Source organism: Streptomyces sp. NPDC015345 (assembly GCF_043078805.1).
Taxonomy (GTDB): domain Bacteria; phylum Actinomycetota; class Actinomycetes; order Streptomycetales; family Streptomycetaceae; genus Streptomyces.
The window spans coordinates 67,307-93,739 of the sequence record NZ_JBIBTX010000003.1 but is presented as its reverse complement, the minus strand read 5'-3'; the positions used below and the strand labels follow the sequence as shown (position 1 = coordinate 93,739).

The window sequence follows — 26,433 nt, the reverse complement described above, 5'->3', positions numbered from 1 at the left end:
GCGCGTAGGCTGGTCACACCCCTGACCGTCGTACAGCCAGCGAGGTGTCCCGTGTCCCCGCGTCGCAACCGCCCCAAGGGCGCCGGAGAGCCGAGGGCGTCCGCGGACGCGGAGCCGTCGGGCCGCTACGGCGGGTTCCAGAACGCCGAGACCTGGCAGGGCGAGCGGTGGAGCGTACGCCATGTCGCGGGGGCGAGTTCGGCGGGCAAGCGCTACCGCTGCCCCGGCTGCGACCAGGAGATCCCCTCGGCGCTCGCGCACGTGGTGGCCTGGCCCGAGCACTCAGGGGTGGACGAGCGCAGGCACTGGCACAAGGCGTGCTGGAACGCGAAGGACCGCCGCACCACGCGGGTGCAGCGGTCCCGTAACGCGCCGCGGTACTAGGGCCTGTCTGACACTTCCCGCCTGCCTCGCGACGCCATGCACGCACTCTCGCCGCACCGGGCGCAGAGCCAAGTACATCCAGTACGAGGCCCTACGCCCGGCACGCCGAGAGCACGCACCTGACGCCGCGAGGCCGCCCTCCGGGCGACGACGCGAATTGTCAGACAGGCCCTAGCGGCCCTCGCGCGCGTCAGACGTCGCGCTTCTCCAGCAGGGCGAAGGCGCCGGCGATCGCGACGGCCGTCACGACGACGAGCACGAGCAGCTGGGACGTGCCGCCGGAGCCGTCCACGCCGTCCGCGCCGAAGATCTTGGCGAGCGAGTTGATGGCGTTGTAGTCGGACATCTTCTCGGCGAGCGTCTGCGTGCTCTCCCAGATCATCAGGAACACGGGCATGATCGCCGGTACGAGGACCAGGCCGAGCATCGCGGTGATGGCGCCCGCGGAGTGCCGCAGCATGGAGCCGACGGCGAGCGCGAGGACGCCGAGGAGCGAGACGTACAGGCCGCCCTTGAGGACCGTGCCCGCCCACGGCAGGTCGCCCGAGCCGGGACCGCTGTTCATCGACGACGTCACGAGGCCCACCAGCAGGATGGAGCCCGCGGAGACGACGAAGGCCGTGACGAAGAAGACGATGATCTTCGCGGTCAGGACGCGGTAGCGCTGCGGGGACGCCGTGAACGTCGTACGGATCATGCCCGTGCCGTACTCCGACGACGTGACGAGGACGCCGAGCGTGATCAGGCAGATCTGGCCCAGCATCAGGCCGAAGAAGGCCGGCACGGTGTACGGCATGTCCGAGTAGTTCTCGGGCGTGGTGTTCGCGGCGGCGAGCAGGCCGATGCCGATCACCAGGAGGAGGAAGATGCCCAGCGTCCACATGGTGGAGCGCACCGACTTGATCTTCGTCCACTCGGAGGCGAGGGCGTTGCCGAGGTGGGTCTTCCTGACCGGGATCGGCGAGGTGTAGGCGTTGGCCATCGCCTGCTGCCAGGCGGAGGGCGGCGCCGGGGCGGCGGGCGGGGGAGCCATCGGGGTGGCCATGGGAGCGCCCATCGGGGCACCCTGCGCGGGAGCGCCGGCCTGGGCGTACGCCTGCTGGGGCTGGGGGGCCTGCTGCGCCTGCGGCTGCTGCTGCGGAGTCTCAGGCGTGGTCATCGGGGAGCGTCCTCGTTGTCGTTGGCGCGCTTGGTCATCTCGGGCGCGGGAGCGGGAGCGGGTGCGGGTGCGGCCTGTGGGGGCGCGGCGGCGTACGGGTTCGGCGTCCCGGCGCCCTGCGGCTGCGGCATCGCGAAGGGCTGACCGCCCTGCTGGGGCGGCGGCGGCGCGTACCAGCCGGGCTGGTCCTGGCCGGGCACCGGCAGCTGGCCCTGCGGCGGCACGCCGGGCATGGCGCCGGGCTGCATCGGCTGCTGGAGGCCCGCGCGCTGGTCGACCGTGGAGCGGTAGTCGACGGCGCCCTGCGTCATCCGCATGTACGCCTCCTCCAGCGAGGCCTGATGCGGCGAGAGCTCCCACAGGCGGACGTCCGCGCCGTGCGCGAGGTCGCTGATGCGGGGCAGCGGCAGACCGGTCACGCGCAGCGCGCCGTCCAGCTCGGGCAGGACCTGGCCGCCCGCCTCGGTCAGCGCGGCCGTCAGCTTCTCGCGCTGCTGGGGGTCGGTGTCCGGCGTACGCACCCGCGCGAAGTCGGCGGAGTTGTGCGAGATGAAGTCCTTGACGCTCATGTCGGCGAGCAGCTGGCCGCGGCCGATCACGATCAGATGCTCGGCGGTGAGGGCCATCTCGCTCATGAGGTGCGACGACACGAAGACCGTGCGTCCCTCGGCCGCGAGTGACTTCATGAGGTTGCGGACCCAGAGGATGCCCTCGGGGTCGAGGCCGTTGACGGGCTCGTCGAAGAGCAGCACCTGCGGGTCGCCGAGGAGCGCCGCCGCGATGCCGAGGCGCTGGCCCATGCCGAGCGAGAAGCCCTTGGAGCGCTTCTTCGCCACGTCCTGGAGGCCGACGACGCCGAGCACCTCGTCGACCCGGCGGGCCGGGATGCCGGAGAGCTGCGCGAGGCAGAGCAGGTGGTTGCGGGCGTGCCGGCCGCCGTGCACCGCCTTGGCGTCGAGCAGCGCGCCGACCTGGCGGGGGGCGTTGGGCAGCTTGCGGTACGGGTAACCGCCGATCGTCACCTGCCCCGTGGTGGGGGTGTCGAGCCCGAGGATCATGCGCATCGTCGTCGACTTGCCGGAGCCGTTGGGCCCGAGGAAGCCGGTGACGGTCCCGGGCCGCACCTGGAAGGAAAGGTTGTACACGGCTGTCTTGGCGCCGTAGCGCTTCGTCAGGCCGACTGCCTCGATCATTCTCCGCACCCATCGAATGGTTCAGGACGTCGGGGCACACGCCCCCGTAAGGGTTAGGAGGATATCGGGGAGCTGACGGTTCCAGCCAAGAGCGAGTAAAGAGAACCGAACGTGCGGAGCGGGGGCGCGGCCTACGCGTCCCGCTTCTTCAGCACCGCGTACCCGCCCACCAGCGCCACCACGACCCACGCCACCATGATCGCCAGGCCGCCCCAGGGCCCGTACGGGGTGTCGTCGTCGAGCGGTGACCTGACCTGCATGATCTTGCTGCCGGCCTGGTCGGGCAGGAAGCGGCCGAGCTTCTTCGTGGCCGACACGTTGCCGAGGATGCTGGAGATCAGGAAGAAGAAGGGCATCAGGATGCCCAGCGACAGCATCGGGCTGCGCAGCATCGCCGCCACGCCCATCGAGAACATCGCGATGAGCGTCATGTAGAGGCCGCCGCCGATGACGGCCCGCAGCACACCGGGGTCGCCGATCCCCGCCCGGTAGGGGCCGAGCATCGCCTGCCCGACGAAGAACGCGACGAAGCTGGTGGCCAGGCCCACGGCGAAGGCGAGCAGCGTGGCCACGAGGATCTTGCCGAACAGGAACGTGCCGCGCTGCGGGACCGCCGCCAGGGAGGTGCGGATCATCCCGGTGCTGTACTCGTTGGAGACGACGAGCACCCCGAAGACGATCATCGCGAGCTGGCCGAGGGACATCCCGGCGAAGCTGATGTACGTCGCGTCGAAGGTCAGCCGGTCCCCGGCGTCGAGGCTGTCGTAGTCGTTCCTGGACAGGATGCTGATCAGCGCCCCGAGCGCGACCGTGACGACACCGGCGAGGCCGAGCGTCCACACCGTCGAGGAGACCGAGCGGATCTTGGTCCACTCCGATCGAAGTACCTGCGCCGCGGCCATCGCTCAGGCTCCCTTCCGCCGCTGCTGCCAGCTCTCGCCCCAGCCGGGGGCACGGTCGGGCGGGAGCGGGCCGGGGTGGTCCGGGTGGCCGGTGTGGTCGGAGTGCGCGTGGTACTCGACCGACTCGGCGGTGAGCCGCATGAAGGCCTCCTCCAGGGAGGCCTGCTGGGGGCTCAGTTCGTGCAGGACGACCCGGTGGCTCGCGGCCAGCTCACCGAGCTCCTCGGCCGCCGTGCCGTCCACTTCGAGGACGCCGTCGCCCGCTTCGGTGACGGTGACGCCCGCGCGGTGCAGCACATCGAGGAGCCGCTCGCGCTCGGGGGAGCGCAGCCGGACGTACGAGCGTGAGTTGCGCCGGATGAAGTCGGACATCGACGTGTCCGCGAGGAGGCGGCCCTGGCCGATGACCACGAGATGGTCGGCGGTGAGCGCCATCTCGCTCATCAGATGCGAGGAGACGAAGACCGTGCGCCCCTGGGAGGCGAGGGACTTCATGAGGTTGCGGATCCAGTGGATGCCCTCGGGGTCCAGGCCGTTGACCGGCTCGTCGAACATCAGGATCTCGGGGTCGCCGAGCAGCGCGCCCGCGATGCCGAGGCGCTGGCCCATGCCGAGCGAGAAGCCCTTGGCCTTCTTCTTGGCGACGGCGGTCAGCCCCACGGTGTCGAGGACCTCGCCGACGCGGGCGCGCGGGATGCCGTTGCTCTGCGCGAGGCAGAGCAGATGGTTGAAGGCGCTGCGCCCGCCGTGCATGGCCTTGGCGTCGAGGAGGGCGCCGATGCACTTGAGGGGGTCCCTGAGCTGGGAGTAGTGCTTGCCGTCGATGCGGACCGTGCCGGCTGACGGGTTGTCGAGCCCGAGCATCATGCGCATCGTGGTCGACTTCCCCGCGCCGTTCGGACCGAGGAAGCCGGTGACGACGCCGGGGTGCACGGTGCAGGTGAGGTTGTTGACGGCCACCTTCTCGCCGTACCGCTTGGTCAGCCCCTCGAGCTCGATCATGCGGCAACGCTAAAACGGGTGAAAGTCCCCTGCCACTGGAGAGCAGGGGACTCAGGTGTGCCCCAAAGGGGCGCGGGGAACTGCGCGACCAGCCACAGCGGACCGGCAGATCCCCACGGACCTCAGCGCGTTTGCTGCGCGGGCACCCCGCGGCTGATCGGCTCGTCCTCCGCAGGAGTCCCCGCGGCAGCCACCGCCGCACCCGTGAGCGTCGCCAGCATCTCCCGCACATTGGTGAGCTGCGCGTTGATGCTGTCCCGGCGGTTGGTGAGCGCCGCGAGCTCCCGCTCGGATTCGCTGCGGATCCGGTCCGCCTTGGCGTTCGCGTCCGCCACGATGTCCTCGGCCTGACGCTGCGCCGTCTCCACCGTCTGGCGGGCGCGACGCTCCGCGTCCGTGCGCAGCTTCTCCGCCTCGAGACGCAGCTGCTCCGCGCGGTGCTCGATCTCCGCGAGCCGCTTCTCCGCCTTGGCCTGACGCGACGCCAGGTCCCGCTCGGACTGCTCGCGGCGCTTGGCGAGGTTCGTCTCGAAGTCGGCGGCGGCCTGGGCGGCCTTGGCGCGCGTCTCCTCGAAGAGGGCGTCCGCTTCCTCACGCTTGGACTGCGCGTCCTTCTGGGCCTCGGCGCGCAGGGCGTTCGCCTCGCCCTTGGCCTTCTCGACGATCCGAACGCCCTCGTCCTCGGCCTTCGCCTTGCGCTCGGACGCGAACGACTCGGCGTCGTTGCGCACCTGCTGCGCGGCGGACTCGGCGAGCTCGCGGTGCTGTTCGGCCGCGCGACGGGCCTCCTCGCGCAGGTCCTTCGCCTCCTCCTCGGCGAGGCGGAGGATCTTCTCGACGCGGGCGCCGAGCCCGGCGTACGACGGCTCGGCGTCGGCGACCTGGGCCTGCGCGTTCTGCGTCTCGAGGTGCAGCTCCTCGATGCGCTTTTCCAGAGCAGTGATACGAGCAAGAGCGTTGTCACGGTCGGAGACGAGCTTGGAGATACGTTCGTCCACCTGAGCGCGGTCGTACCCACGCCGCACAAGCTCGAAGCCGTAGGGGGAAGTGTCGCTCATGGGGTTCCTGTCGAATGAGACCGGTGAGGTGATAGAGGGAATCCTAGGGGTCCAGGCGGCGTGTCATCGAGCAGATGCCCGTTTGATCTGGAGAATGACACCCCTTTTGAGTGGCAAGACGTCAGAGGCCTTGCCAGGGACAGGGCCGAAGGTCCTCACTCAGCACGGTAAGCCCTCTTTGGCTAGCCCTCTGACGTCTTGCCACCCGATCGAGTAGATCCGGCCGCCGCGCCGGCCTTGACACCGCCCGCGCCGGAACCGCCGCCCGACGTCGACTTCCCGCCGCCCGTCGGCGCCTCGAAGGACTCCAACGCCTCCAACACGTCCTGGACACGGGAGATCTCCGCGTTGATGTCCGCCCGGCGCCGCACCAGGACCTCCAGCTCGCGCTTGCCCTCCTCGACCATGCGCGTCGCCTCGGCCTCGGCCTCCGCCTTGATCCGCTCGGCCTCGGCGACCAGCGACGCCTTCTTCGTCTCGGCCTCCTTCAGGAGCCCCTCGGCCTTCTTCACCGCGGCGATCCGGACCTTGCCCGCCTCGGAATCGGCGTCCGAGACCAGTGCCTTCGCCTTCGTCTGCGCCTCGGCGAGCTGCGTCTCGGCAGCCTTCACCAAAGCGTCACAGCGCTCGCCCGCGGTCTTCATCGCCTCCGCCGACTCGCGGCGCGCACGCTCGTGCAGCTCCTCGATCTCCGTCGTCAGCCGGTCACGCTGCTCCTCGGAGCGCTCCCTTATGGCCGTCGCGTCCCGCCGGGCCCCGATGAGCAGCTCGTCCGCGTCCGTACGGGCCTTCTCCACCAGGGAGTTGCCCTCGATCGTGGCCTCGGTGACCAGCCGCTCGGCCTCCTTGCGCGCCGCGCCCACCATCGTGTCGGCCTGCGCCTCGGCGTCCGTGGTCGCCTTCAGCGCCTTCTCCTGGGCGTCCGCCGTCAGCTTCTCGGCCTCGGCCGCGGCTTCCGTGATGAGCGTGTCGACCTGCTCGGCCGCCTCCTGACGCTTCTTGTTGGCGGCCTGCCGGGCCTCGTCCAGGGTGCGTCCGGCCTCCTCACGCGCCTCGGACGTGAGCCGCTCGGCCTCCGCCGCCGCCTCCGCCTTGACGCGCTCGGACTCGCTCCGGATCCGCTCGGCGTGCTGCTGGGCGGAGTTGACCGCCTCGGCGGCCTCCGCACGCAGCCGCTCCGCGTCGCCGGAAGCGTCCGAGATGAGCTTCTCGGCCTTGGCCACGGACTCCGCGCGCACCCGCTCGGCCTCCGCGGCCGTCTCGGCGAGCAGCCGCTCCGCCTCCGCGGTGGACTCGGCGCGCACCCGCTCCGCCTCGGCCGTGGACGTGGCGCGCAGCCGCTCGGCCTCCGCGGTCGACTCCGACTTGAGGCGCTCCGCCTGCTCCGTCGACTCGGCACGAAGGCGCTCGGCCTCCGCGATCGTCTCGTTCTGCAACCGCTCGGCCTCGCTGCGGGCCTCGCCGATCAGCGTGTCGGCCTGACCCGCCGCGTCACTGCGGATGCGGTTGGCGTCCTCGCGGGCGTCGGCCCGCGTGCGGGCCGCGTCCTGCTCGGCCTGCGCGATGGTGTCGGAGGCCTCCGTGCGCACCCGCTGGGCGTGCTCCGAGGCGTCCGAACGCATCCGCTCGGCCTCCGCGATGGCGTCCGAAACCGTGCGCTCCGCAAGGGCCTTGGCGGCCTCCGAGGCCTCCGCAGCCTCGCGCCGGATGCGGCTGGCGTCCTCGGCGGCGCGTTCCCGCTCGGCGTACGCGTCGGAACGGACGCGGTCGGCCTCCTCCTGCGCCTCCGTGCGCGTACGCTCCGCCGCGTGCTCGGCGGCCGAGCGCAGGCCAGCCACCTCTTCCTGCGCCGCCTCGTGCAGGCCGGCGACGGAATCGCGTACGGACTGAGCGGTCTGCTCGGCCGCCGACACCATCTCCGTGGCGCGGCGGTCGGCCTCCTCGACCAGACGCAGGGCCTCGGCCTGCGCCTCCTCGACCCGCTTGCGCGCCGAGGCGAGCAGCTCCTCGCTCTGCTCGCGGGCCCGCTCACGCTCCTGGTCGGCCTCCGCGCGCGCCGACCCCAGCGTCTCCTCGGCCTCGCGGCGGCGGCGCGCCGCCTCCTCCTGCGCGGCGGCCAGCGCCTCGGCGGCCTCCGTGCCGACCCGCTCGGCGGCCGCGGCCGCCTCCGCGCGCACCCGGTCCGCGGACTCCTGCGCCTCGGTCTTCAGCCGCTCGGCCTCCGCCGCCGCCTCCGAACGCAGGCGCACCGCGAGGGTCTCGGCCTCCGCGCGCGCCTGCGAGGCATCGGCGGCGGCCTCGTCGCGCAGCCGCTCGGCCTCCGCCTCGGCCTGCGCCTGGAGCGCACGGATCCGCTCGGCGGACTCGGCCCGCAGCCGGTCGGTCTCCTCCGTGGCCTCCTTGCGCATCCGCGCCGCTTCCGCGCGGGCGTCGCTCAACGCCTGCTCGGCGGTGGCGAGGCGCTCCTCGGCCTCCGCGTGCAGCCGCGTCAGCTCCTCCGCGGCCTCCGCCTGCCGGGCGGCGATGGCACGCTCGGTCTCCTCGCGCAGCGCCCGCGCCGCGTCCTCGGCCTCCGACCGGGTGGCCGCCGCCTGCTCGTCGGCCTCCTCACGGTGCCGCTCGGCCTCCGCGCGGGTGCGCTCCAGCGTCTCCTCGGCCTGCTTGCGCAGGGTCGTGGCACGCTCGACCGCCTCGGAACGCAGCCGCTCGCTGTCGGTGGCCGCGGCAGTCCGCAGCTCCTCGGCGTCCGCCTTCGCCTTGGCGAGCAGCTCCTCGGCGGACTTGGCCGCCTCCTCGATCTCCTTGACGGCCTCGCGCCGCGCCTCGCCCCGGATGCGCTCACCCTCGGAGACGGCTTCGGCCCGCAGCTGCTCGGCCTCGCCGCGCAGCCTGCGCGCCTCCTCCTGAAGCTCGACGGTCTTGGCGCGATACTCCTTGGTGTCGTCCTTCGCCGCGCCCTTGAGCTCCTCGGCGATGTCGTGCGCCTCGGCGCGCAGCCGGTCCGCCTCGGTCTCCGCCTCCGAACGGATCCGCTCGGCCTCCTCGGTGGCGGCCTTCGTGGTCTCCTTGGCGTTCTTCGACGCCTTGTCGAGGACTTCCTCGGCCGTCCGCGCCGCCTTCGCGAGCTGCCCCGCGGTCTCCTCGGCGGTGATCGTGCGCGCCTTCTCGGCGGCCTCCGCGATCAGCTTCTCGGCCTCGGCCCGGGCGTCGGCGATCAGCTGCTCCGCCTCGGACTTGGCGGACTCCGCCTCCTTGGTGGCCTCGCCGACGAGGCGCACCACCTGCTCCTTGGCGGTACGCGTGCGCTGCTCACCCGCGGCCTCCGCGGCCGCGAGCTGCTTGGCCGCCGTCTCCTTGGCCTCGCCGAGCACCTTCTCGGCCTCGGCCCGCGCCGCACGCAGCGCGGTCTCCGCCTCGGTCATGCGCTGCTCGGCGGCCCGGCTCGCCTCCGCGGCCTGACGGCGCGCCTGCTCGGACTCGGTCGCCGTCGTCGAGCGCAACTGCTCGGCGTGGTCGGTGGCCTCCTGGGCCTGCGTGGATGCGGCGTTCAGCAGCCGCTCGGCGTCCGAACGGGCCCGGCGCAAGATGGCCTCGGCCTCGGCGCGCGCCGACTCGGCGTCGTTCGCGAGACGCTGCCGCGCCTGTGCCGCGATCCGCTCCGCCTCCGCGCGGGCGGCGGCCAGCGCCTGCTCCGCCTCGGCGCGCGACTCGTCGAGCAGACGGCGCGCCTGCTGTTCGGTACGGGCCCGCAGCTGCTCGGCCCACGCCACATTCTCGTTGACGTGCGACTCGACGGTCTGGCGGCGCTCGGCGAGCTCCTGGTCCAGCTGCTGACGGCGTGAGACGGCCTCGGCGTGCAGCTCCGACTGGAGCCGGGCCTGCTGCTCCGCGTGCTCCTGAAGGATGCGCTGCGTCTGCGCACGGGCCTCGCGCAGCTCGCGCTCGGCGTCGGCACGCAGCTGCTCGGCCTGGATCTGCGCGTTACGCAGCAGCTGCTCGGCCTGGTAACCGATGTCCGCGCTGTCGTAGGCAGGGCGGGACGCGAGGTTGCGGCGCGCCTCGTGCAGCTTGGCGCGCAACACCTCGACCTGATAGCCGAGGTCCTCGGCGTGCTGGACGGCCTTCTCCCGCTCGGTCTTCAGCCGGTCCATCTCGGCCTCGAACCGCGAAAGACTGTCGGTCTCAGCCCGCGAGTTCTCCTGGCGTTCGTAGCCCCGCACTGCGCGGTCCCATCCTTCCCCGAGCTCTTGGCTGCGCTCGAGCAGGGGACGCCCCACTCCTGGTCGCAAGTCTCTCCAACGAGCCCCGTCCATCCGCCGAACGGTGCCCCCGGGGGAATGGTGTCAGATCAACGGCGGAGCATGGGTTGCTGCCCCGACGCTCGTCCCCCGAAACCCGGACCCCGGCACGCGGCCGCCCAGCGTACGGACAGCCTGCCGCCCCGACTTCGGACGGCCGCCCCTAACCCTACCGGCCCAGATATACGGAGGTCAGTGCTGCGGTGACTCGGAGGGCGCCGAAGTGACGAGTTCCGTCAGGACACCGTGGCAGTCCTTGGGGTGGAGGAACGTGATGCGTGACCCCATCGAGCCGATCCGCGGCTCTTCGTACAGGACCCGCACGCCCTTGTCCTTGATGGCCGCGGCGTCACCGTCCACGTCCGCGGTGCCGAAGGCGATGTGGTGCACGCCCTCACCGTTCTTGGCCAGCCACTTGCCGACCGCCGAGTCGTCCCGGGTCGGCTCCAGGAGCTGCAGGTACGAAGCACCTCCGTCGCTCGTATCATTGATCTTGAGCATGGCCTCCCGCACACCCTGCTCCTCGTTCACCTCCGTGTGGAAGACCGTGAAGCCGTACGTCTCCCGGTAGAACTCGACGGTCTTGTCGAGGTCGAAACAGGCGATCCCGATGTGGTCGATTCGCGTCAGCATGGTTCAAGTGCAGCGCTTCATGCGGTGATTACGCAACGTGCGCGCGATCACACTCGCCGCCCGATGACGCGCGACGTACCGCTCAGTACATTCAGATAAACCCTCGTTAACTCCTCCTCCCAAGGGGCCGTGGCACATGTCTCGAACGTCCGGTACCACCTCAGTGATCGTCGCGGGCGCGCGCACGCCCATGGGCCGCCTCCTCGGCTCCCTGAAGTCCTTCTCGGGTGCGGACCTGGGGGGCTTCGCGATCAAGGCCGCGCTCGACCGCGCCGGCATCGGCGGCGACCAGGTCCAGTACGTGATCATGGGCCAGGTGCTCCAGGCCGGGGCAGGGCAGATCCCGGCGCGCCAGGCCGCCGTCAAGGCGGGCATCCCCATGAACGTCCCCGCACTCACCGTGAACAAGGTCTGCCTCTCGGGCCTCGACGCCATCGCGCTGGCCGACCAGCTCATCCGCGCGGGCGAGTTCGACATCGTCGTGGCGGGCGGCCAGGAGTCCATGACCAACGCGCCGCACCTGCTCCCCGGGTCCCGTGAGGGCCACAAGTACGGCGCCATCGAGATGCTCGACTCCATGGCGTACGACGGCCTGACCGACTCCTTCGAGGGCGTCGCCATGGGCGAGTCGACCGAGAAGCACAACGGCCGCCTCGGCATCGCCCGCCCCGAGCAGGACGAGATCGCCGCCCTGTCGCACCAGCGTGCCGCCGCCGCGCAGAAGAACGGCCTGTTCGAGGCGGAGATCACCCCGGTCGAGATCCCGCAGCGCAAGGGCGACCCGGTCCTTTTCGCCAAGGACGAGGGCATCCGCCCCGAGACCACCACCGAGTCCCTCGGCAAGCTGCGCCCCGCCTTCGCCAAGGACGGCACGATCACCGCCGGCTCGGCCTCGCAGATCTCCGACGGCGCCGCGGCCGTCGTGGTCATGTCCAAGGCCAAGGCCGAGGAGCTCGGCCTGCACTGGATCGCCGAGATCGGCGCCCACGGCAACGTGGCGGGACCGGACAACTCCCTCCAGTCCCAGCCGTCCAACGCCATCCGCCACGCCCTGAAGAAGGAGGGCCTGGACGTCTGCGACCTGGACCTCATCGAGATCAACGAAGCGTTCGCCGCCGTCGCGGTGCAGTCAATGAAGGACCTCGGAGTTTCCTCCGAAAAGGTGAACGTCAACGGCGGGGCCATCGCCCTCGGCCACCCGATCGGGATGTCCGGCGCGCGCCTCGTACTCCATCTGGCCCTGGAACTGAAGCGGCGCGGCGGCGGCGTCGGCGCGGCCGCGCTCTGCGGTGGCGGTGGGCAGGGCGACGCGCTGATCCTCAAGGTGGCCAAGGGCTGAGACCACCGGCCGCCCTGTCCCGTACGTAGCGAACGGAGCTGTTTCATGCAGGACGTCCCCTCCCTGGTGGCGCAGGCCCGCGAGGGCAGGCCACGGGCCGTGGCCCGGCTGATCTCACTGGTCGAGGGGGCGTCACCGCAGCTGCGCGAAGTGATGGCCGCGCTTGCTCCATTGGCGGGACACGCGTACGTGATCGGGCTCACGGGATCACCCGGTGTCGGCAAGTCGACGTCGACGTCGGCGCTCGTGAGCGCCTACCGGCGGGCCGGCAAGCGGGTCGGCGTGCTCGCGGTCGACCCGTCGTCACCCTTCTCCGGCGGCGCCCTCCTCGGCGACCGGGTGCGCATGTCGGACCACGCGTCCGACCCCGGGGTCTACATCCGCTCGATGGCCACGCGCGGCCACCTCGGCGGGCTCGCCTGGGCCGCCCCGCAGGCTATCCGCGTCCTGGACGCGGCGGGCTGCGACGTGGTGCTCGTGGAGACCGTCGGCGTCGGCCAGTCCGAGGTCGACATCGCCTCACAGGCGGACACCTCGGTGGTCCTGCTCGCGCCCGGAATGGGCGACGGCATCCAGGCGGCGAAGGCCGGGATCCTGGAGATCGGCGACGTGTACGTCGTCAACAAGGCGGACCGCGACGGCGCGGACGCCACCGCCCGGGAGCTGAACCACATGCTCGGCCTCGGGGAGTCCCGCGGTCCGGGGGACTGGCGCCCGCCCATCGTGAAGACGGTCGCGGCGCGGGGCGAGGGCATCGACGAGGTCGTCGAGGCGCTGGAGAAGCACCGGGCGTGGATGGAGGAGCGGGGCGTCCTCGCCGAGCGGCGTGCCGCAAGGGCGGCGCGCGAGGTGGAGACCATCGCGGTCACCGCGCTACGGGAGCGGATCGGGTCCCTGCACGGGGACCGGCGGCTGTCGGCGCTGGCGGAGCGGATCGTGGCCGGGGAGCTGGATCCTTACGCGGCGGCGGACGAACTGGTCGACGGAGTCACCGAGGGGTGACCTGTAGCGCCGCTTCCGGCGCGGCACGTGTCACTCGCCAGGCACGAGAACGCCTCAGGGGCGGCGTCCGTGGGGCGCCGCCCCTGAGGCGGATGCGTGCGGTTGCCTGCGTGCGGCTGCCGGCCAGTGGCTGCCGACCAGCGGCTGTGAGCCAGTGGTCGTCGGTCAACCCGGCTGCCGACCAGTGACTGTGAGCCAGCGGCTGCCGGTCAGTCGTCGGAGGCGTCGTCCTGGTCGTCACGGTCGTCGTGGCTGTCCGCGCGGTCCGCGGTGACCTTGCCGTTCTTCAGGTCGACGTGCCACTCGGACTCGGCGCCCTTGGCGCCCGTCGTCTCCACGCCCCAGGCGCCCGCCGTGCCGTCGTCGTCCAGGTCCACGGAGGTCACCGTGCCCTTGGCGGCGGCGGTGCGCGCCGCGTCCTCGGCGCTGGTGGACGCGCCCTTCAGGGCGGAGTTCACCCGCGCGGCGTCGGCGGCGTCGTCGCCGTCGTCATCCTTGTCCACCCAGGTGCCGAGCACCTTGCCGGTGCCGGGGTCGACCTCGACCTCGTGCCAGGTGTTGCCCTTCAGGATGTCGACGCCCCAGACCAGGCCGCCGTCCTCCTCGTCGAGCTCTGCGGAGACGGCGGTGCCGGGCGTCTTCGCGAGGGCCGCCCTGATGGCGTCCGCGGCCGTCACCTTGGCGGCCTTGGCCTCCGCGGTGTTCTCGGCGTCGTCGTCGCGGTCGTCCTTGCCGTCGTCGTCACTCTTGTGGTCGTCGTCCTTGCGGTCGTGGTCCTTCAGCTGGACGCTCGACCGGTTCGCCGCGCCCTCGTCGTCACCGGTGGTCGCGAGGGCGGTGGCGGTACCGCCGGTGATCAGGGCCGCGGCGGCGACGGTGGCGATGACGATGTTGCGCTTCATGAGGGGTTCCTCCCGGGACGGTGGGCGTGTGCGGCGGCCGGGGGGCCGCTGCCGTTCGCTTTCGACGAGGACCAATCTGGCCGAACGTTCCTGAACCGAAGCTGAAGCCGCCTGAAGACTTCTTCAGCTTCGGCCTCCTGAAGAACTCTTCAGGTTCGCTCTGCCACCCTTGACGCATGCGCCCACCCGTCTCCCACCACCACCCTGCCGGAGGCGCTACGCGCCACACCTATCGACTCCTGATCGTGGAGGACGAGAAGCGACTGGCCCTGTCACTCGCCAAGGGCCTGACCGCCGAGGGCTACGCCGTCGACGTCGTCCATGACGGCATCGACGGACTGCACCGGGCGAGCGAGGGCACGTACGACTTGATCGTCCTCGACATCATGCTGCCCGGCATGAACGGATACCGCATCTGCTCCACCCTGCGCGCCGCGGGCAACGACGTGCCCATCCTGATGCTCACCGCCAAGGACGGCGAGTACGACGAGGCGGAGGGGCTGGACACCGGCGCCGACGACTACCTCACCAAGCCGTTCTCGTACGTGGTGCTCGTGGCCCGCGTGAAGGCGCTGCTGCGCCGCCGCGGCAACGGCGGCCCGTCGCCGCTCCACACCCTCGGCGACCTCAGGGTCGACACGGCCGCGCGCCGCGTTTTCCGCGGTGAGGGCGAAGTGGTCCTCACCACCAAGGAGTTCGCGGTTCTGGAGCAGCTGGTGCTGAGGGCCGGGGAGGTCGTCTCCAAGGGCGACATCCTGGAGCACGTCTGGGACTTCGCGTACGAGGGGGACCCGAACATCGTCGAGGTGTACGTGAGCACCCTGCGCCGCAAGCTGGGCGCCGGCCTCATCAAGACGGTGCGCGGCGCCGGCTACCGCCTGGAGGCCCCGCGATGAGCCGGCTCCTCGGCTCCGTGCGGGCCCGCGCCACGCTCGGCGCGAGCCTGGTCGTGGCCCTCGCCCTGGTGGCGGCGGGCGCCGCCGTGCTCTTCTCGCTGCGCGCCAACCTCACCGGCCAGGCGGACGGCCGGGCGAACGCCGCCGCCCGCGAGGTCGCCTCGCAACTCGTGGCCAACCGCCCGTACGGCGATCTCGACCTGCCGGACGGCGACGAGGCGCCGGTCCAAGTCGTCGACGAGAACGGCAAGTTGGTCGCGGCCAGCGAGGACCTGGAGCGGATCAGCGGCACCGGGTCCGACGCGGTCAAGCCCGGCCCCGCGGCCCGCCCGGCCGGCGGTGGGAGTGACGGGGAGAGGCCCGAGCCGGGCGAGACCGGCGAGATCGACGACGAGGCCGAGTACACCGACGGCTCCGCCACCGTCGACGGCGAGAGCGGCGACTACCGCTTCGCAGCCGTCGAGGTGAGCACGGAGGACAAGGGTGACCTCACCGTCTACGCCGGCGGCTCCCTGGCCGACGAACAGAGCGCGGTGTCCACGGCGCTGACGTCCATGCTGATCGGTTTCCCCCTGCTGCTCGGTGTCGTGGCGGGCGTCACCTGGCTGGTGACGCGCAGGGCGCTGCGCCCGGTGGCCGCCATCACCGCGGAGATGTCCGCGATCACGGCGTCGGAGGACCTCGCGCGCCGCGTGCCCGAGCCGGACACGCACGACGAGATCGCCCGGCTCGCCCGCACCACGAACGAGACGCTCACCGCCCTGGAGACCTCCGTGGAGCGGCAGCGGCGCTTCGTGGCGGACGCCTCGCACGAGTTGCGCAGCCCCATCGCCTCGCTGCGCACGCAGCTCGAAGTGGGCGCGGCGCACCCGGAGCTGCTGGACGTCGAGGGCGCGGTCGAGGACACCGTGCGGCTCCAGGGGCTCGCCGCCGACCTGCTCCTGCTCGCCCGCCTCGACGCGGGCGAGAAGCCCGGCGGGGCGCGCGTGGATCTGGCGGCCTTCGTCCGGGAGGAGCTCTCGCAGCGCACCCGTGACCGTGTGGACGTGCACACGGATCTCAAGAGCGTCGAAGTGGCTGGCTCCCGCGGTCAGTTGGCGCGGGTGCTCGGCAATCTGTTGAACAACGCGCAGCGGCACGCCCGCTCCCGCGTCACGGTCACCACGCGGACCGATGGCATGTGGGCGGTCCTTGAGGTGTCCGATGACGGGAGCGGGGTGCCCCCGGGCGAGCGGGAGCGGATCTTCGAGCGGTTCGTCCGTCTGGATGACGCGCGGACCCGCGACGAGGGCGGGGCCGGTCTCGGCCTCGCGATCGCGCGGGACGTGGCGGCGCGGCATGGCGGCACGCTCGTGGTCGGTGAGGCGCCGTCGGGAGGTGCGTGCTTCGAGCTCCGGCTGCCCAGCCCTCAGTCGTCGGCGGATTGAGGGACGGTACGGCCGGTCGCCGCGGCGTGCGTCAGGGCTTGCCGCGCTGGGAGCGCAGATGTTCCGCGATCGGGGTCAGGGCCTTGTGCAGCTCGCCGAGCGCCTCGGGGGAGACGAGGTCGACGAAGTGCCGCCGCACGGAGGCGACGTGGTGCGGGGCCACCTTCTGCATGGTCTCCATGCCCTCCTCGGTGAGGACGGTGTAGAGGCCGCGCCGGTCGGACTCGCAGTTCTCCCGGCGTACCAGGCCCGCGTTCTCCATACGGGTGATCTGGTGGGAGAGGCGGCTCTTGGACTGAAGAGTGGCTGCGGCGAGGTCGCTCATGCGCATCCGCAGGTCTTCCGATTCGGAGAGATGCACGAGAATGTCGTAGTCGTTCATGGTCAGGTTGAACGGCTGAAGGTCCTTTTCGAGCTGATATGTCAGCATCCTGTTGACCTCCACGTGGGTGCGCCAAGCGCACTGTTCCTCGTCGGTCAGCCACTGCGGGGCCGTCTCGGTCTCCATGGAATCGATTCTACCTAAGAAGTTGAAAGGTGAACGAATGGTGGGATGTGACGCGCCTCGCATCCCCTGGTCATGGGGAGGGGCACAGGCGTTCGCCGTCACACTCCGCAGACTACCGCTCACAGCCCGAAGCGACGCTGGAGGTCTCCCAGTTGTCCGGGAAGGCGCGGTGCCCCCGACGGCTGACCCGATTGAGTGGGAGCGCTCCTCCCTCCCGGCACCCCCTCCTGGTCCGGCGCCCCTCCCGCCGCCCGCTCGGGCATGAGTGCCTCGGTGGACTGGAGCAGCACCGTGCCGGCGCCCACGAACTCGAACTGATGCTCCTCGCCGGAGGTGCCACCGACGCCGGTCAGTGCCCGCACGCCCCCAATCACCCCTGTGAGGTAACCGTGGTCGTAGTGGTGGCACGGTGAAGGGCAGTCGGCCCACCCCACGAGCGCCTGTGGATCAACGCGGATCGGCGGCTCCATGAACACCACGGGGCCGTTCGACGCGGCCACGAACTTCCCGGTGCCGATCAGCGTCAGGAACCCCGGAACGATCGACTGCTTCAGCGCGAGAGTTGGCTGAAAAGCGAGGAGGTTGCCCGAGCGAATGGTCAGGTTGCCCTCATTCAAGTCATACGAATTCACGTCGAAGGCCCGGTCGGCGAGGAGCATCTTGCCCTGGCCGTCCGCCACGACCCAGTCACTTGCGTGCAACGGCGAATGAAAACTGGTCCGGACCAGCCGGTCGAGGCGGCCGTGCCCGATGCCGTTGAAGTCGATCCGCCCGTAGTAGGCGATCATCTTTCCCTTCTGGAGGAACCACTGGTTTCCCTTGAGCTCCACGCAGAAGATGTACGCGTTGACGTTGTCGTCGCTCGGCAGCGTCAGGGGGTCGAAGACCGCGGGCGCGCCCGCCGGGGTCGAGACGTTGGGGTTCACAGCTTCTCCTCCGAGGCCTGGACGTACACCGCGCCGCTGCCCGACAGCTCCAGCTGGAACGCCTCGCCGGAGCCGCGGCCCACCATGTCGCGCCAGCCGAGCGCAGTGGAGAGTCTGTTGCGCACGTCGCCGTGGTGTGCCACGTACGCCTGGGGGTCCACGTGGACCGGGCGCTGCGGGGTGATCGGGACCTCGATGACGCCGCCGTGCGCCATGACGGCGACCGCGCCGTGCCCCTTGAGGGTCGTGGTGAACAGGCCCTGACCGGTGACCTGGCCGCGCACCATGCCCATGACGCCGCCCTGGGAGCCCATGAACATCGTGCCCTGCTGGAGCGTGCCGTCGAAGGCCAGCAGGCGGTCCGCCTCCACGTACAGCGTGTCTCCGGAGAGGCCGATCACCTGGATGTGGTGGCCGCCGTGCCCGAACAGGACCGTCCCGCTGCCTTCGACGGTCATCAGAGGCGTCGCCTCGCCCGCGACCCGGCGGCCGATCATGGAGGCGAGGCCGCCCTGCCCGCCCTGGACGTTGGGCGTGAACGAGACGTCTCCCTTGTAGGCGAGCATGGCGCCGCGCTGACTGAAGATCTTGGCGCCCGGCTGGACCGTCGCCTCGACCATCTTCGCGTTGATCTCCCGGAAGGGCATGTCAGACGTCCCCCGCGATCGTGGTGCGCTCACTGGGCTGTACGTAGACGAGGCCGTCGCCCTCGAAGCGGATCTGGAAGGCCTCGCCGCCGCCCTCGCCCATGAAGGTGCGGAAGGTGACGCCGGACTGGAAGCTCTGGCGGACGTCCCCTTGGTGCGCGATGTACGCCCCCGGGTCGACCGTCAGCGGATACTGCCGGGAGACCCGCAGCGCCACGGCCGGCCCGTCGGAGACGATGGCAGCCTGGCCCGTGCCCTCGACGGTGGTCGTGAAGAGGCCATTGCCCTGCGTCGCCCCGCGCAGCCCCGTGAAGCTGGTGCCGGTGCGCAGGCCGGCATCCGCGCACAGCAGATTACTGGCCTCCACGTACAGCTTCTCGCCGCTCAGCCGCACCAGATTGATCTCGGTGGCGCGGTCGGCGAACCAGCAGGTGCCGTGTCCCTTCACCTCCATCACCGTCATCTGCTCGCCGGTGACGCGGCGGGTCACCATGCCGCGTATGCCCTCACCGCCGCCGGACATCTTCTTGAAGGCCATCTGGCCGTCGTAGGCGACCATCGAGCCGTTCTTCGCCTTCACGGCGTCGCCGGTCATGTCGACGGCGAGCACTCTGCTCCCTTGGAGCCGGAACGTAGCCACGAATCGACGGTAGCCGCCGCGTACCCACCCAGAACAGGGTGAAGTCCCCTGAGCGAACCCGGAGAGCACCCCGATGTCACAATGGGGGTCGCTTGTGCGCGCGTTCACAAGATCGGCGCCGCCCGAGCCCGCCCCCGCCCGCTGCCCCACTCACCGAAGGTGACCCGTGGACATCAAGACCGCTTCCGCACTCCGCCGCCTCCGCCTGGTCTCGGCCCCCGAGGCCGTCTCCTTCCTGCTGCTGCTCGTCTGCTCGGTGCTCAAGCGGACCACGGAGTTCAACGCCGTGCCGGCGATGGGCATGATCCACGGCGTGCTCTTCGTCCTGTACGTGCTCTTCTGGCTGGATGCCTGGAACCGCACGAAGTGGGACGTCAAGACCGGTGCCCTGTACTTCGTCCTCTCCGTCCTGCCGACCGGCGGCTTCTTCGCCGAGCGCAAGCTGAAGCGGGAGGCCGAGGCCGCGGTGATCGCCTCGCGCGCCCGCAAGGAAGGGATCGTCAACGCATGATCGTCGCCTTCTCCGTGACCCCGCTCGGCGTCGGTGAGGACGTCGGCGAGTACGTGGCCGACGCCGTCCGGGTCGTCCGCGAGTCGGGGCTGCCGAACACGACCGACGCGATGTTCACGTCCGTCGAGGGCGAATGGGACGAGGTGATGGACGTCATCAAGCGTGCCGTCGCCGTGGTGGAGGCGCGGGCGCCGCGCGTCTCGGTCGTCATGAAGGCCGACATCCGCCCCGGCGTGACGGACGGCCTCACCTCCAAGGTCGAGACCGTGGAGCGCCACCTCTCCGCATAGCCGTCGCGCATACAGGCAGAGCCCCCGCCTCCCGGCGGGGGCTTTTTCTGTCGCCATAAAGAGGATCCGGACCGCGACTTGAGCGACTGCTCAACCACCCGCTACCTTTCTCTTGAGCACTCGCTCAAGAACAAGCTGACGTGGGGGTTTCGGATGAGCTTGTACATAGAGACACGGATACGCGCCGACCTCGACGACCTCTGGGCCCGCACTCAGGAACCCGGCCAGCACCAGCGCTGGGACCTGCGCTTCACCGAGATCAGCTACCTGCCGTGCGCGGAGGGCGAGCCGCAGCACTTCCGGTACGCCACGCGCGTGCTGCCCTTTGTGACCATCGCCGGCACCGGGATCAGCGCGGGGGAGAAGCGGCGCTCGGACGGCACCCGCACCTCCGCCCTGCGCTTCGCGTCCCCGCATCCGCTCTCCCTCCTCGAAGAAGGCAGCGGCTACTGGCGCTACGTGCCCGAGCCGGACGGCGACGGCATCCGCTTCCTCACCGGATACGACTACCGCCCGCGCTGGGGCCGCCTCGGTGCCCTCGCGGACCGCGCGGCCCTCCGCCCCCTGATGGGCTGGGCGACGGCCTGGTCCTTCGACCGCCTCAGGCTCTGGCTGGAGCGGGGCATCACCCCCGAACGCGCCCTCGTCCACGCCGCCGCCGAGGTCGCCCTGCGCGCCCTGCTCGTCGCGGCGGCGGTCCTCCTCGCCCCCATGACGGCCCTCGCGGCAGCGGCGCTCGCGGTGATCCTGCCGCCGCTGCCCATCACCCCCGCCGCCCGCCGCTGTCTGCGTACCCCGCCGGCACGCGCGCGTGCCCCACGCGTCCTGTCCACCCTCGCCACCGCCAAGGAGCCGCGCTCATGACATCGATCTTCGAAACCGTGATGGGCGCCGACTTCGAACGCCTGCACCCGCAGCTGCGCCGTCGCTTCTCCGTGGGTCTCGCGAGCGGCGAGGCCTGTACGGGCAGGGGCGTGATGGACCGCATCTGGCACGGCGGGGGCTTCGTGAAACCGTTCCTCGCGGTCGGCGGCACCCGCAACATCCTCGTCCCGCGCCAGGGTCGCGCCGTCCCCTTCATCATCGAGAACGTGCCATACGTCGACACGTACGGCCGTGAGACGGTGACCTTCGTGCGCACCTTCGACCTTCCCGGCGGGCCCCGCCGCTTCGACGCCCAGATGGTCCTGAGCCCCAAGGGGGACCGCGTGCTCGACTACCTCGGCACGCACCAGCACCTCGCCAGCGACCTCCACTTCCGGGCCGAGCCGGACGGCTCGCTCGTGATCCGCTCCGGAGAGCACCGGTTCCGGGAGGGCCCCGTGGACTGCCGGGTGCCCGCACTGATCGGGGGTGACGCCGAGGTCCGCGAGTCGTACGACGACGAGAGCGGGCGCTTCCGTATCCAGGTCCGGGTCGTCAACCGGCGCTTCGGGCCGCTCTTCGGATACGAGGGGTCGTTCGAGGCGACGTACACCGACGTCCGTACGTGTGGGGTGCGGCCAGGGTTGCGGCCCGTCCGCGAGGAGGCGCGCGCGTGAGTGCCGCCAAGGATCCCGCGAAGGGGCAGGAGACCCGCGAGAAGCTGCTCGACGGGGCGTTGCGCACGCTCACGGAGCAGGGCATCGCCAAGACGTCCGCGCGGACCATCGCGGCGGCCGCCGGGGTCAACCAGGCGCTGGTCTTCTACCACTTCGGCTCGGTCGACGAACTCCTCTCGGCGGCCTGCCGCCATGGCACCGAGCAGCGGGTGGCCCGCTACCGGGACCGGCTGGCGTCGATCGGCTCCCTCTCGGAACTGCTCTCCTTCGGGCGTGAGATGCACGAGGAGGAGCGGGCGGCGGGGCATGTCGCGGTCCTCGGGCAGTTGCTGGCCGGCGCGCAGACGCAGCCTCGGCTCGCGGCGGCGACGGCGGCGGGGCTCGCGCTGTGGATCGAGGAGATCGAGAAGGTCCTGACGCGGGTGCTCGGGGCGTCGCCGCTCGGGGAGTTCGCGGATCCGGTGGGGTTGGCGCGGGCGGTGGCGGCGTCGTTCGTGGGCATGGAGCTGTACGAGGGGGTGGACTCGGCGGGTACGGAGCGGGCGCTGGTGGCGCTGGAGCGGCTGTCCCTCTTGGTGACCGCGGTCGAGGACCTGGGGCCCCTGGCCCAGCGCGCGGTCCGCCACCGCCTGCGGCGCCTCTGACCTGCCGGTCGCCCGGCGGTGTCCCTGGCGGGTGGGTGGCCTGGCGGTACCCCTCCTGCCCCGCCGCGAACGGGTGCCCGGCGGTATCCCCTATCCCGCCGCTCCGCGCCGGACGTCTCCCACCCACCCGCCCGTTACTCGGCGTCGAGATGTCGGGGTAGGGGCGGGGGGTGGCCGTTGCTCGGCGTCGAGGCGTCGGGGTAGGGGCGGGGGGTGTCCGTTGCTCGGCGTCGGGACGGTGGGGTGGGGGGTGTCTGTTTCTCGGTGGTGAGGTGTCGGGGTAGGGGGCGAGGCGGGTGCCTGGTTTCTCGGCCGTGAGACGGCGATGGAGGAGCAGCAGGGCAGGTGACGACGGCCCGCAGCCGCGTACGTGCCGGAGGGGACGTGGGGGTATGTGCGCGCGGAGCACAGTGGTGGTCGTCAGGGCCCCGAAGCAGCGAGACGCCCGCGCCAAGATGGCGAGCACGGACATACCCCCGCGGCCCCGTCCCCACAGACGAACCCAAGGCGACCAGCAGACACACACCCAGCCGCCCCCGCCCAACCGACGGAGTCACCAGCAGACCCCCCGCCCCACCGCAACCCCACCAAACCCCCCCACCCCAAAACCGCCCGCACGGACGCACCCGGTTCGACACGTCATGGAAACTCCACTTTGGTGGGGGTATCGGCTCGTTCGATCACCAGTCACCAGAACCTGGAGGGCGCTGTGCGGCAGCCGGAGGGTTACGACTACGACACCCACAGCACGCTCGCCGGCCCGCTCACCGAGCCGCGCAGCGGCGAGGACGGCGGCGGCAACGGCGGCGGCTATCGGGTCCAGTACCGCAAGCTTCTCTCCTCGGAGCCCCATCGAATACGGGCCGTGTTCCTGATGACGCTGGCCCCCGTGCTCACGGGCCTCCTGCTCGTCTACCTCGTATGGCCCACCCACTGGACCGAACGCGAGGGCGGCGAACGCTGGCTGATCGGCCTCGACGTCACGATGCTCGTGGCCATCGGCCTGATCGAGCTCTTCATGCTCGTCAACGTCATATCCATCGCCCACGCCACGCTGGTCGCGAGGGACCCGATCCCGGTGACACCGGAGGCAGGCACCCGCGTCGCCTTCCTCACCACGTACGTGCCGGGCAAGGAGCCCCTCTCCATGGTCCGGGCCACCCTTGAGGGCGCGGTCCGGATACACCACCCGGGCCCCCTGGACGTATGGCTCCTGGACGAGGGGAACGACCCCGACGCGAAGGCCCTCTGCGAAGAGCTGGGCGTGCGCCACTTCACGCGCCTCGGCATACCGGAGTGGAACCGCGAGAAGGGCCCGCACAAGGCCCGCACCAAGCACGGCAACTACAACGCCTGGCTGGCGATGCACCACGCGGAGTACGACTTCTTCGCGTCCGTCGACACGGACCACATCCCGCTCCCCAACTTCCTGGAGCGGATGATGGGCTACTTCCGTGACCCGGACGTCGCGTTCGTCGTCGGACCGCAGGTGTACGGCAACTACGAGACGCCGGTCACCAAGGCCGCGGAGTCCCAGCAGTTCCTCTTCCACGCGCTCATCCAGCGCGCGGGCAACCGCTACCGGGCGCCCATGTTCGTCGGCACCAACAACGTCGTACGCATCAGCGCGCTCACCCAGGTAGGCGGCCTGTACGACTCGATCACCGAGGACATGGCGACCGGCTTCGAACTGCACCGCCGCCGCAACCCGGCCACCCACAACCACTGGCGCTCGGTCTACACCCCCGACGTCCTGGCGGTCGGCGAGGGCCCGGCCTCGTGGACGGACTTCTTCACCCAGCAGATGCGGTGGTCGCGCGGCACGTACGAGACGCTGTTCAAGCAGTTCTGGAAGGCGCCGTTCACGATGCCTCCCGGGCGCCTCTTCTCGTACACGCTGATGCTCGTGTACTACCCGATGACGGCCGTCAACTGGCTGCTCGGCATCCTCAGCTGCATCCTCTTCCTGTGGTTCGGCGCGTCCGGCACCCAGGTGGCGGCCTCGGTGTGGCTGATGCTCTACAGCGACGCGGCGGCCCTCCAGATCGGCCTCTACCTGTGGAACCGCCGTCACAACGTCTCCCCGCACGAGCCGGCGGGGTCGGGAGGCCTCGCCGGCATGGCGATGTCGGCGCTCTCCGCACCCATCTACGCCAAGTCCCTCGGCGCGGCCGTCATGCGCCGCCCGTGCCGCTTCGTGGTCACACCGAAGGGCAACGACGCCAGCCCGGACCGGCTGCTGACCTTCCGCATCCACCTCTTCTGGGCGGTGCTGCTCGCCACCTCGCTGGTCGTCTCCGTCGTACTCGGCCACACGCATGTGGCGATGCGCACCTGGGCGGTCCTCGCGATGGCCATCTCGCTGGCCCCGGTCGCGGTGTGGACGTTCACCGTCACCAAGGAGCGCAGGCAGGCCAGGCAGGAGCGGGAGGCGCGCCGGGAGGCCGGACATCCGGTCCCGGAGGCGGAGGGCGAGCCTGAGCCGGCGTTCGCCACCGGCACGACGACAGGAGGGAACTGACACATGGCACCCATGGCCTACCGGCCCTCTAGGCGTACGAGGAAGACGTTCATCGGAGTCGGCGCGGGCGCGCTGCTCGTGGGGCTGAACGCCCCCGCCGCGCTCTCCTTCGCCGAGGAGCAGTACCACGAGTACAAGATCTCCCGGCCCGGCTACAAGGCGAAGTACGGCTCCTGGAAGATGGTCGACATCCCCAAGGAGTTCCGCACCAACGCCATCCACGCCGCGCTCCTGCACACCGGCAAGGTGCTGATCGTGGCGGGTTCGGGCAACGAGCAGAAGAAATTCGACGCGGGGTCGTTCGACACGGTCCTGTGGGATCCGAAGAACAACACCTTCAAGAAGATCGCCACGCCCGAGGACTTCTTCTGCTCCGGCCACGCCCAACTGCCGGACGGGCGGCTCCTGGTGGCCGGTGGCACCGCGCGCTATGAACTGCTCGACGGCGAGGTGGAGCGGGCCGGCGGCGGCATGCGGGTGAAGAACGAGAACCCGGACAAGGCGGTGTTCCTGAAGAAGGGCACCAAGTTCCGCTCACCGTCCGGCATCGAGTACGTCAGCAAGTTCGACGTCCAGGTGCCGAAGGCCCAGCGGGACTTCAAGATCTCGTACTCCAAGACCGGTGAGATGGAGCCCTGGAAGACGCAGATCAAGGCGAGCGAGGCGCGCGTCTTTGTCGAGGCGCTCGAGCCGGGCGAGCAGTCGGTCAACGAGACGACGGCGCAGTACGAGATCGAGGGCCTGACCGGCGACGAGGCCGACAACACGTACGGCATCGCCGAGAAGATCGACATGGAGAAGCAGGATTTCCAGGGGATCAGGGCGGCGTACGAATTCGACCCCAAGGCCGAGAGGTACGTGCCGGTCCAGCCGATGAAGAAGGCCCGCTGGTACCCGACGCTGGTCGGCCTGGAGGACGGCAAGGTGCTCGCGGTCTCCGGTCTCGACGACGTGGGCGTGATCGACCCGGGCGACAACGAGATCTACGACCCGAAGACGAAGAAGTGGACGGACGGCCCGAAGCGGTACTTCCCCACCTACCCGGCGCTCTTCCTCACCAAGGGCGGCAAGCTCTTCTACCCCGCGTCCAACGCGGGCTACGGGCCCGCAGACAAGGGGCGCGAGCCGGGGCTGTGGGACCTGGAGACGAACAAGTTCGAGAAGGTCCCCGGGCTGACCGACATGGACCAGACGGAGACGTCGGCGTCCGTGCTGCTGCCGCCCGCGCAGGACCAGAAGGTGATGATCCTCGGCGGCGGGGGAGTGGGCGAGTCCGACAAGGCGACGCGCCGCACGGCCGTGATCGACCTCAAGGAGGAGAACCCGTCCTTCAAGACCGGACCCCAACTGCCCGAGGGAACACGCTACTTGAACAGCGTGATCATGCCGGACGACTCGGTGTTCACCTCGAACGGCTCCTCCGACTACCGGGGCCGCAGCGCCAGCAACATCCTCAGGGCGCAGTTCTACGACCCCAAGCAGAACGTCTTCCGTGAGGCGGCGGCACCCAAGGTGGGCCGCAACTACCACTCCGAGGCGCTGCTCCTGCCCGACGGCCGCGTCGTCACCTTCGGCTCGGACCCCCTCTTCGACAACCAGCAGAACACCAAGCTCGGCCACTTCGAGCAGCGCATGGAGATCTTCACGCCGCCGGCGCTGCACAGGGGCGGCAAGAACCGGCCGGTGCTCGGCGAGGGCCCGGAGCAGCTGGCGGCGGACGGCCGCGCGACGTTCGCCGCCGACCGTCCCGGGGACATCGTCTCGGCCCGCCTGATGCGGCCGAGCGCGGTGACGCACACGACGGACGTCGAGCAGCGCTCCATCGCGCTGGGGGTCACCAAGGGCAAGGGGTCGGTGACGGTGGAGGTCCCGGTGCGCGACGCGGCGCTGGTCCCGCCGGGCTGGTACATGCTGTTCGTCACCGACAAGGACGGCACGTCGTCCGAGGCGAAGTGGATCCACGTGGGCCGGGAGGGCTGACGGGCGCGAAGGCCGCGGGGGGAAGGCGGC

The 26,433-nt window shown here is 70.8% G+C and carries 24 protein-coding genes; 12 read left to right on the top strand and 12 right to left on the bottom strand.

Translation table 11 applies throughout. From position 1 onward, the window contains the following. The first annotated feature begins 51 nt into the window (after positions 1 to 51). Positions 52 to 384, top strand: a complete 333-nt coding sequence (locus tag ACF062_RS12740) for an ATP/GTP-binding protein (protein ID WP_392137792.1) — start codon at positions 52 to 54, stop codon at positions 382 to 384. Positions 385 to 574: 190 nt separating this feature from the next. On the opposite strand, the gene ACF062_RS12735 is transcribed toward ACF062_RS12740, so the two are convergent. The 7 genes from ACF062_RS12735 to mce form a co-directional block, all read right to left on the bottom strand. After that, a complete protein-coding gene (locus ACF062_RS12735; protein ID WP_392138833.1) occupies positions 575 to 1,417 on the bottom strand; it encodes an ABC transporter permease in 843 nt (280 codons plus the stop codon). 122 nt (positions 1,418 to 1,539) lie between these two features. Beyond that, the gene (locus ACF062_RS12730) at positions 1,540 to 2,736 is read right to left on the bottom strand and encodes an ABC transporter ATP-binding protein (protein ID WP_392137791.1); all 1,197 of its coding nucleotides are present in this window, start codon (positions 2,734 to 2,736) and stop codon (positions 1,540 to 1,542) included. 131 nt (positions 2,737 to 2,867) lie between these two features. After that, positions 2,868 to 3,638 (bottom strand): ABC transporter permease subunit, encoded by a 771-nt coding sequence (locus ACF062_RS12725; protein WP_392137790.1) that lies wholly within the window; start codon positions 3,636 to 3,638, stop codon positions 2,868 to 2,870. Positions 3,639 to 3,641: 3 nt separating this feature from the next. After that, on the bottom strand, positions 3,642 to 4,640 hold the full coding sequence (locus ACF062_RS12720; RefSeq protein ID WP_392137789.1) for an ABC transporter ATP-binding protein: 999 nt from the start codon (positions 4,638 to 4,640) through the stop codon (positions 3,642 to 3,644). A 122-nt stretch (positions 4,641 to 4,762) separates the two neighbouring features. Further along, a complete protein-coding gene (locus ACF062_RS12715) occupies positions 4,763 to 5,698 on the bottom strand; it encodes a cellulose-binding protein (RefSeq protein ID WP_320589918.1) in 936 nt (311 codons plus the stop codon). Between the two features lie 182 nt (positions 5,699 to 5,880). Further along, complete coding sequence (gene scy, locus ACF062_RS12710; protein WP_392137788.1) at positions 5,881 to 9,918, bottom strand: polarized growth protein Scy; 4,038 nt, start codon at positions 9,916 to 9,918, stop codon at positions 5,881 to 5,883. 270 nt (positions 9,919 to 10,188) lie between these two features. Beyond that, positions 10,189 to 10,629 carry a methylmalonyl-CoA epimerase gene (gene mce, locus ACF062_RS12705; RefSeq protein ID WP_392137787.1) on the bottom strand — a complete coding sequence of 147 codons (441 nt, stop codon included), beginning with the start codon at positions 10,627 to 10,629 and terminating at the stop codon, positions 10,189 to 10,191. 136 nt (positions 10,630 to 10,765) lie between these two features. Here mce and ACF062_RS12700 point away from each other — a divergent pair, with 136 nt between their 5' ends. Next, entirely contained in the window at positions 10,766 to 11,968 is a 1,203-nt protein-coding gene (locus ACF062_RS12700) for an acetyl-CoA C-acetyltransferase (RefSeq protein ID WP_392137786.1), read from the top strand. 45 nt (positions 11,969 to 12,013) lie between these two features. Then, positions 12,014 to 12,970, top strand: a complete 957-nt coding sequence (gene meaB / locus ACF062_RS12695) for a methylmalonyl Co-A mutase-associated GTPase MeaB (RefSeq protein ID WP_392137785.1) — start codon at positions 12,014 to 12,016, stop codon at positions 12,968 to 12,970. A 209-nt stretch (positions 12,971 to 13,179) separates the two neighbouring features. Here meaB and ACF062_RS12690 read toward each other — a convergent pair whose 3' ends face one another. Further along, positions 13,180 to 13,872, bottom strand: coding sequence for a PepSY domain-containing protein (locus ACF062_RS12690; RefSeq protein WP_392137784.1), 693 nt, complete (start codon positions 13,870 to 13,872; stop codon positions 13,180 to 13,182). Positions 13,873 to 14,048: 176 nt separating this feature from the next. Here ACF062_RS12690 and ACF062_RS12685 point away from each other — a divergent pair, with 176 nt between their 5' ends. Next, positions 14,049 to 14,768, top strand: coding sequence for a response regulator transcription factor (locus tag ACF062_RS12685; protein ID WP_392137783.1), 720 nt, complete (start codon positions 14,049 to 14,051; stop codon positions 14,766 to 14,768). Beyond that, positions 14,765 to 16,195 carry an ATP-binding protein gene (locus ACF062_RS12680; RefSeq protein WP_392137782.1) on the top strand — a complete coding sequence of 477 codons (1,431 nt, stop codon included), beginning with the start codon at positions 14,765 to 14,767 and terminating at the stop codon, positions 16,193 to 16,195. Before ACF062_RS12685 ends, ACF062_RS12680 begins: the two co-directional genes overlap by 4 nt. A 31-nt stretch (positions 16,196 to 16,226) precedes the next feature. On the opposite strand, the gene ACF062_RS12675 is transcribed toward ACF062_RS12680, so the two are convergent. From ACF062_RS12675 to ACF062_RS12660, 4 genes are all read right to left on the bottom strand, one after another. Continuing rightward, positions 16,227 to 16,703 carry a MarR family winged helix-turn-helix transcriptional regulator gene (locus ACF062_RS12675; RefSeq protein ID WP_392137781.1) on the bottom strand — a complete coding sequence of 159 codons (477 nt, stop codon included), beginning with the start codon at positions 16,701 to 16,703 and terminating at the stop codon, positions 16,227 to 16,229. A gap of 119 nt (positions 16,704 to 16,822) precedes the next feature. Continuing rightward, positions 16,823 to 17,629, bottom strand: a complete 807-nt coding sequence (locus ACF062_RS12670; RefSeq protein WP_392137780.1) for an AIM24 family protein — start codon at positions 17,627 to 17,629, stop codon at positions 16,823 to 16,825. Next, positions 17,626 to 18,276, bottom strand: coding sequence for an AIM24 family protein (locus tag ACF062_RS12665; RefSeq protein ID WP_356574319.1), 651 nt, complete (start codon positions 18,274 to 18,276; stop codon positions 17,626 to 17,628). The genes ACF062_RS12670 and ACF062_RS12665 overlap by 4 nt, the downstream gene beginning before the upstream one ends. Before the next feature lies 1 nt (position 18,277). Beyond that, a complete protein-coding gene (locus ACF062_RS12660; RefSeq protein ID WP_392137779.1) occupies positions 18,278 to 18,916 on the bottom strand; it encodes an AIM24 family protein in 639 nt (212 codons plus the stop codon). Between the two features lie 166 nt (positions 18,917 to 19,082). On the opposite strand from ACF062_RS12660, the gene ACF062_RS12655 reads away from it, so the two are divergent. From ACF062_RS12655 to ACF062_RS12625, 7 genes are all read left to right on the top strand, one after another. Continuing rightward, on the top strand, positions 19,083 to 19,427 hold the full coding sequence (locus ACF062_RS12655) for a DUF3817 domain-containing protein (RefSeq protein ID WP_392137778.1): 345 nt from the start codon (positions 19,083 to 19,085) through the stop codon (positions 19,425 to 19,427). Further along, the gene (locus tag ACF062_RS12650; protein WP_223776818.1) at positions 19,424 to 19,717 is read left to right on the top strand and encodes an MTH1187 family thiamine-binding protein; all 294 of its coding nucleotides are present in this window, start codon (positions 19,424 to 19,426) and stop codon (positions 19,715 to 19,717) included. The genes ACF062_RS12655 and ACF062_RS12650 overlap by 4 nt, the downstream gene beginning before the upstream one ends. A 153-nt stretch (positions 19,718 to 19,870) precedes the next feature. Beyond that, positions 19,871 to 20,581, top strand: a complete 711-nt coding sequence (locus ACF062_RS12645) for a hypothetical protein (protein WP_392137777.1) — start codon at positions 19,871 to 19,873, stop codon at positions 20,579 to 20,581. Continuing rightward, positions 20,578 to 21,258 (top strand): DUF4166 domain-containing protein, encoded by a 681-nt coding sequence (locus tag ACF062_RS12640; protein WP_392137776.1) that lies wholly within the window; start codon positions 20,578 to 20,580, stop codon positions 21,256 to 21,258. Before ACF062_RS12645 ends, ACF062_RS12640 begins: the two co-directional genes overlap by 4 nt. Next, complete coding sequence (locus ACF062_RS12635; RefSeq protein ID WP_392137775.1) at positions 21,255 to 21,902, top strand: TetR/AcrR family transcriptional regulator; 648 nt, start codon at positions 21,255 to 21,257, stop codon at positions 21,900 to 21,902. Before ACF062_RS12640 ends, ACF062_RS12635 begins: the two co-directional genes overlap by 4 nt. 658 nt (positions 21,903 to 22,560) lie before the next feature. Then, positions 22,561 to 24,423, top strand: coding sequence for a glycosyltransferase family 2 protein (locus tag ACF062_RS12630; protein ID WP_392137774.1), 1,863 nt, complete (start codon positions 22,561 to 22,563; stop codon positions 24,421 to 24,423). Between the two features lie 12 nt (positions 24,424 to 24,435). Continuing rightward, the gene (locus ACF062_RS12625) at positions 24,436 to 26,403 is read left to right on the top strand and encodes a galactose oxidase-like domain-containing protein (protein WP_392138831.1); all 1,968 of its coding nucleotides are present in this window, start codon (positions 24,436 to 24,438) and stop codon (positions 26,401 to 26,403) included. Positions 26,404 to 26,433 lie beyond the last annotated feature (30 nt).

Excerpts from the sequence above, each read along its gene's own strand:
- ACF062_RS12675 (WP_392137781.1), bottom strand. The coding sequence starts at position 16,703 with ATGGAGACCGAGACGGCCCCGCAGTGGCTGACCGACGAGGAACAGTGC.
- ACF062_RS12640 (WP_392137776.1), top strand. The coding sequence starts at position 20,578 with ATGACATCGATCTTCGAAACCGTGATGGGCGCCGACTTCGAACGCCTG.
- ACF062_RS12730 (WP_392137791.1), bottom strand. The coding sequence starts at position 2,736 with ATGATCGAGGCAGTCGGCCTGACGAAGCGCTACGGCGCCAAGACAGCC.
- ACF062_RS12690 (WP_392137784.1), bottom strand. The coding sequence starts at position 13,872 with ATGAAGCGCAACATCGTCATCGCCACCGTCGCCGCCGCGGCCCTGATC.
- ACF062_RS12725 (WP_392137790.1), bottom strand. The coding sequence starts at position 3,638 with ATGGCCGCGGCGCAGGTACTTCGATCGGAGTGGACCAAGATCCGCTCG.
- ACF062_RS12680 (WP_392137782.1), top strand. The coding sequence starts at position 14,765 with ATGAGCCGGCTCCTCGGCTCCGTGCGGGCCCGCGCCACGCTCGGCGCG.
- ACF062_RS12715 (WP_320589918.1), bottom strand. The coding sequence starts at position 5,698 with ATGAGCGACACTTCCCCCTACGGCTTCGAGCTTGTGCGGCGTGGGTAC.
- mce (WP_392137787.1), bottom strand. The coding sequence starts at position 10,629 with ATGCTGACGCGAATCGACCACATCGGGATCGCCTGTTTCGACCTCGAC.
- ACF062_RS12700 (WP_392137786.1), top strand. The coding sequence starts at position 10,766 with ATGTCTCGAACGTCCGGTACCACCTCAGTGATCGTCGCGGGCGCGCGC.
- ACF062_RS12645 (WP_392137777.1), top strand. The coding sequence starts at position 19,871 with ATGAGCTTGTACATAGAGACACGGATACGCGCCGACCTCGACGACCTC.
- ACF062_RS12735 (WP_392138833.1), bottom strand. The coding sequence starts at position 1,417 with ATGGCTCCCCCGCCCGCCGCCCCGGCGCCGCCCTCCGCCTGGCAGCAG.
- meaB (WP_392137785.1), top strand. The coding sequence starts at position 12,014 with ATGCAGGACGTCCCCTCCCTGGTGGCGCAGGCCCGCGAGGGCAGGCCA.
- ACF062_RS12720 (WP_392137789.1), bottom strand. The coding sequence starts at position 4,640 with ATGATCGAGCTCGAGGGGCTGACCAAGCGGTACGGCGAGAAGGTGGCC.
- ACF062_RS12685 (WP_392137783.1), top strand. The coding sequence starts at position 14,049 with ATGCGCCCACCCGTCTCCCACCACCACCCTGCCGGAGGCGCTACGCGC.
- ACF062_RS12665 (WP_356574319.1), bottom strand. The coding sequence starts at position 18,276 with ATGCCCTTCCGGGAGATCAACGCGAAGATGGTCGAGGCGACGGTCCAG.
- ACF062_RS12625 (WP_392138831.1), top strand. The coding sequence starts at position 24,436 with ATGGCCTACCGGCCCTCTAGGCGTACGAGGAAGACGTTCATCGGAGTC.
- ACF062_RS12650 (WP_223776818.1), top strand. The coding sequence starts at position 19,424 with ATGATCGTCGCCTTCTCCGTGACCCCGCTCGGCGTCGGTGAGGACGTC.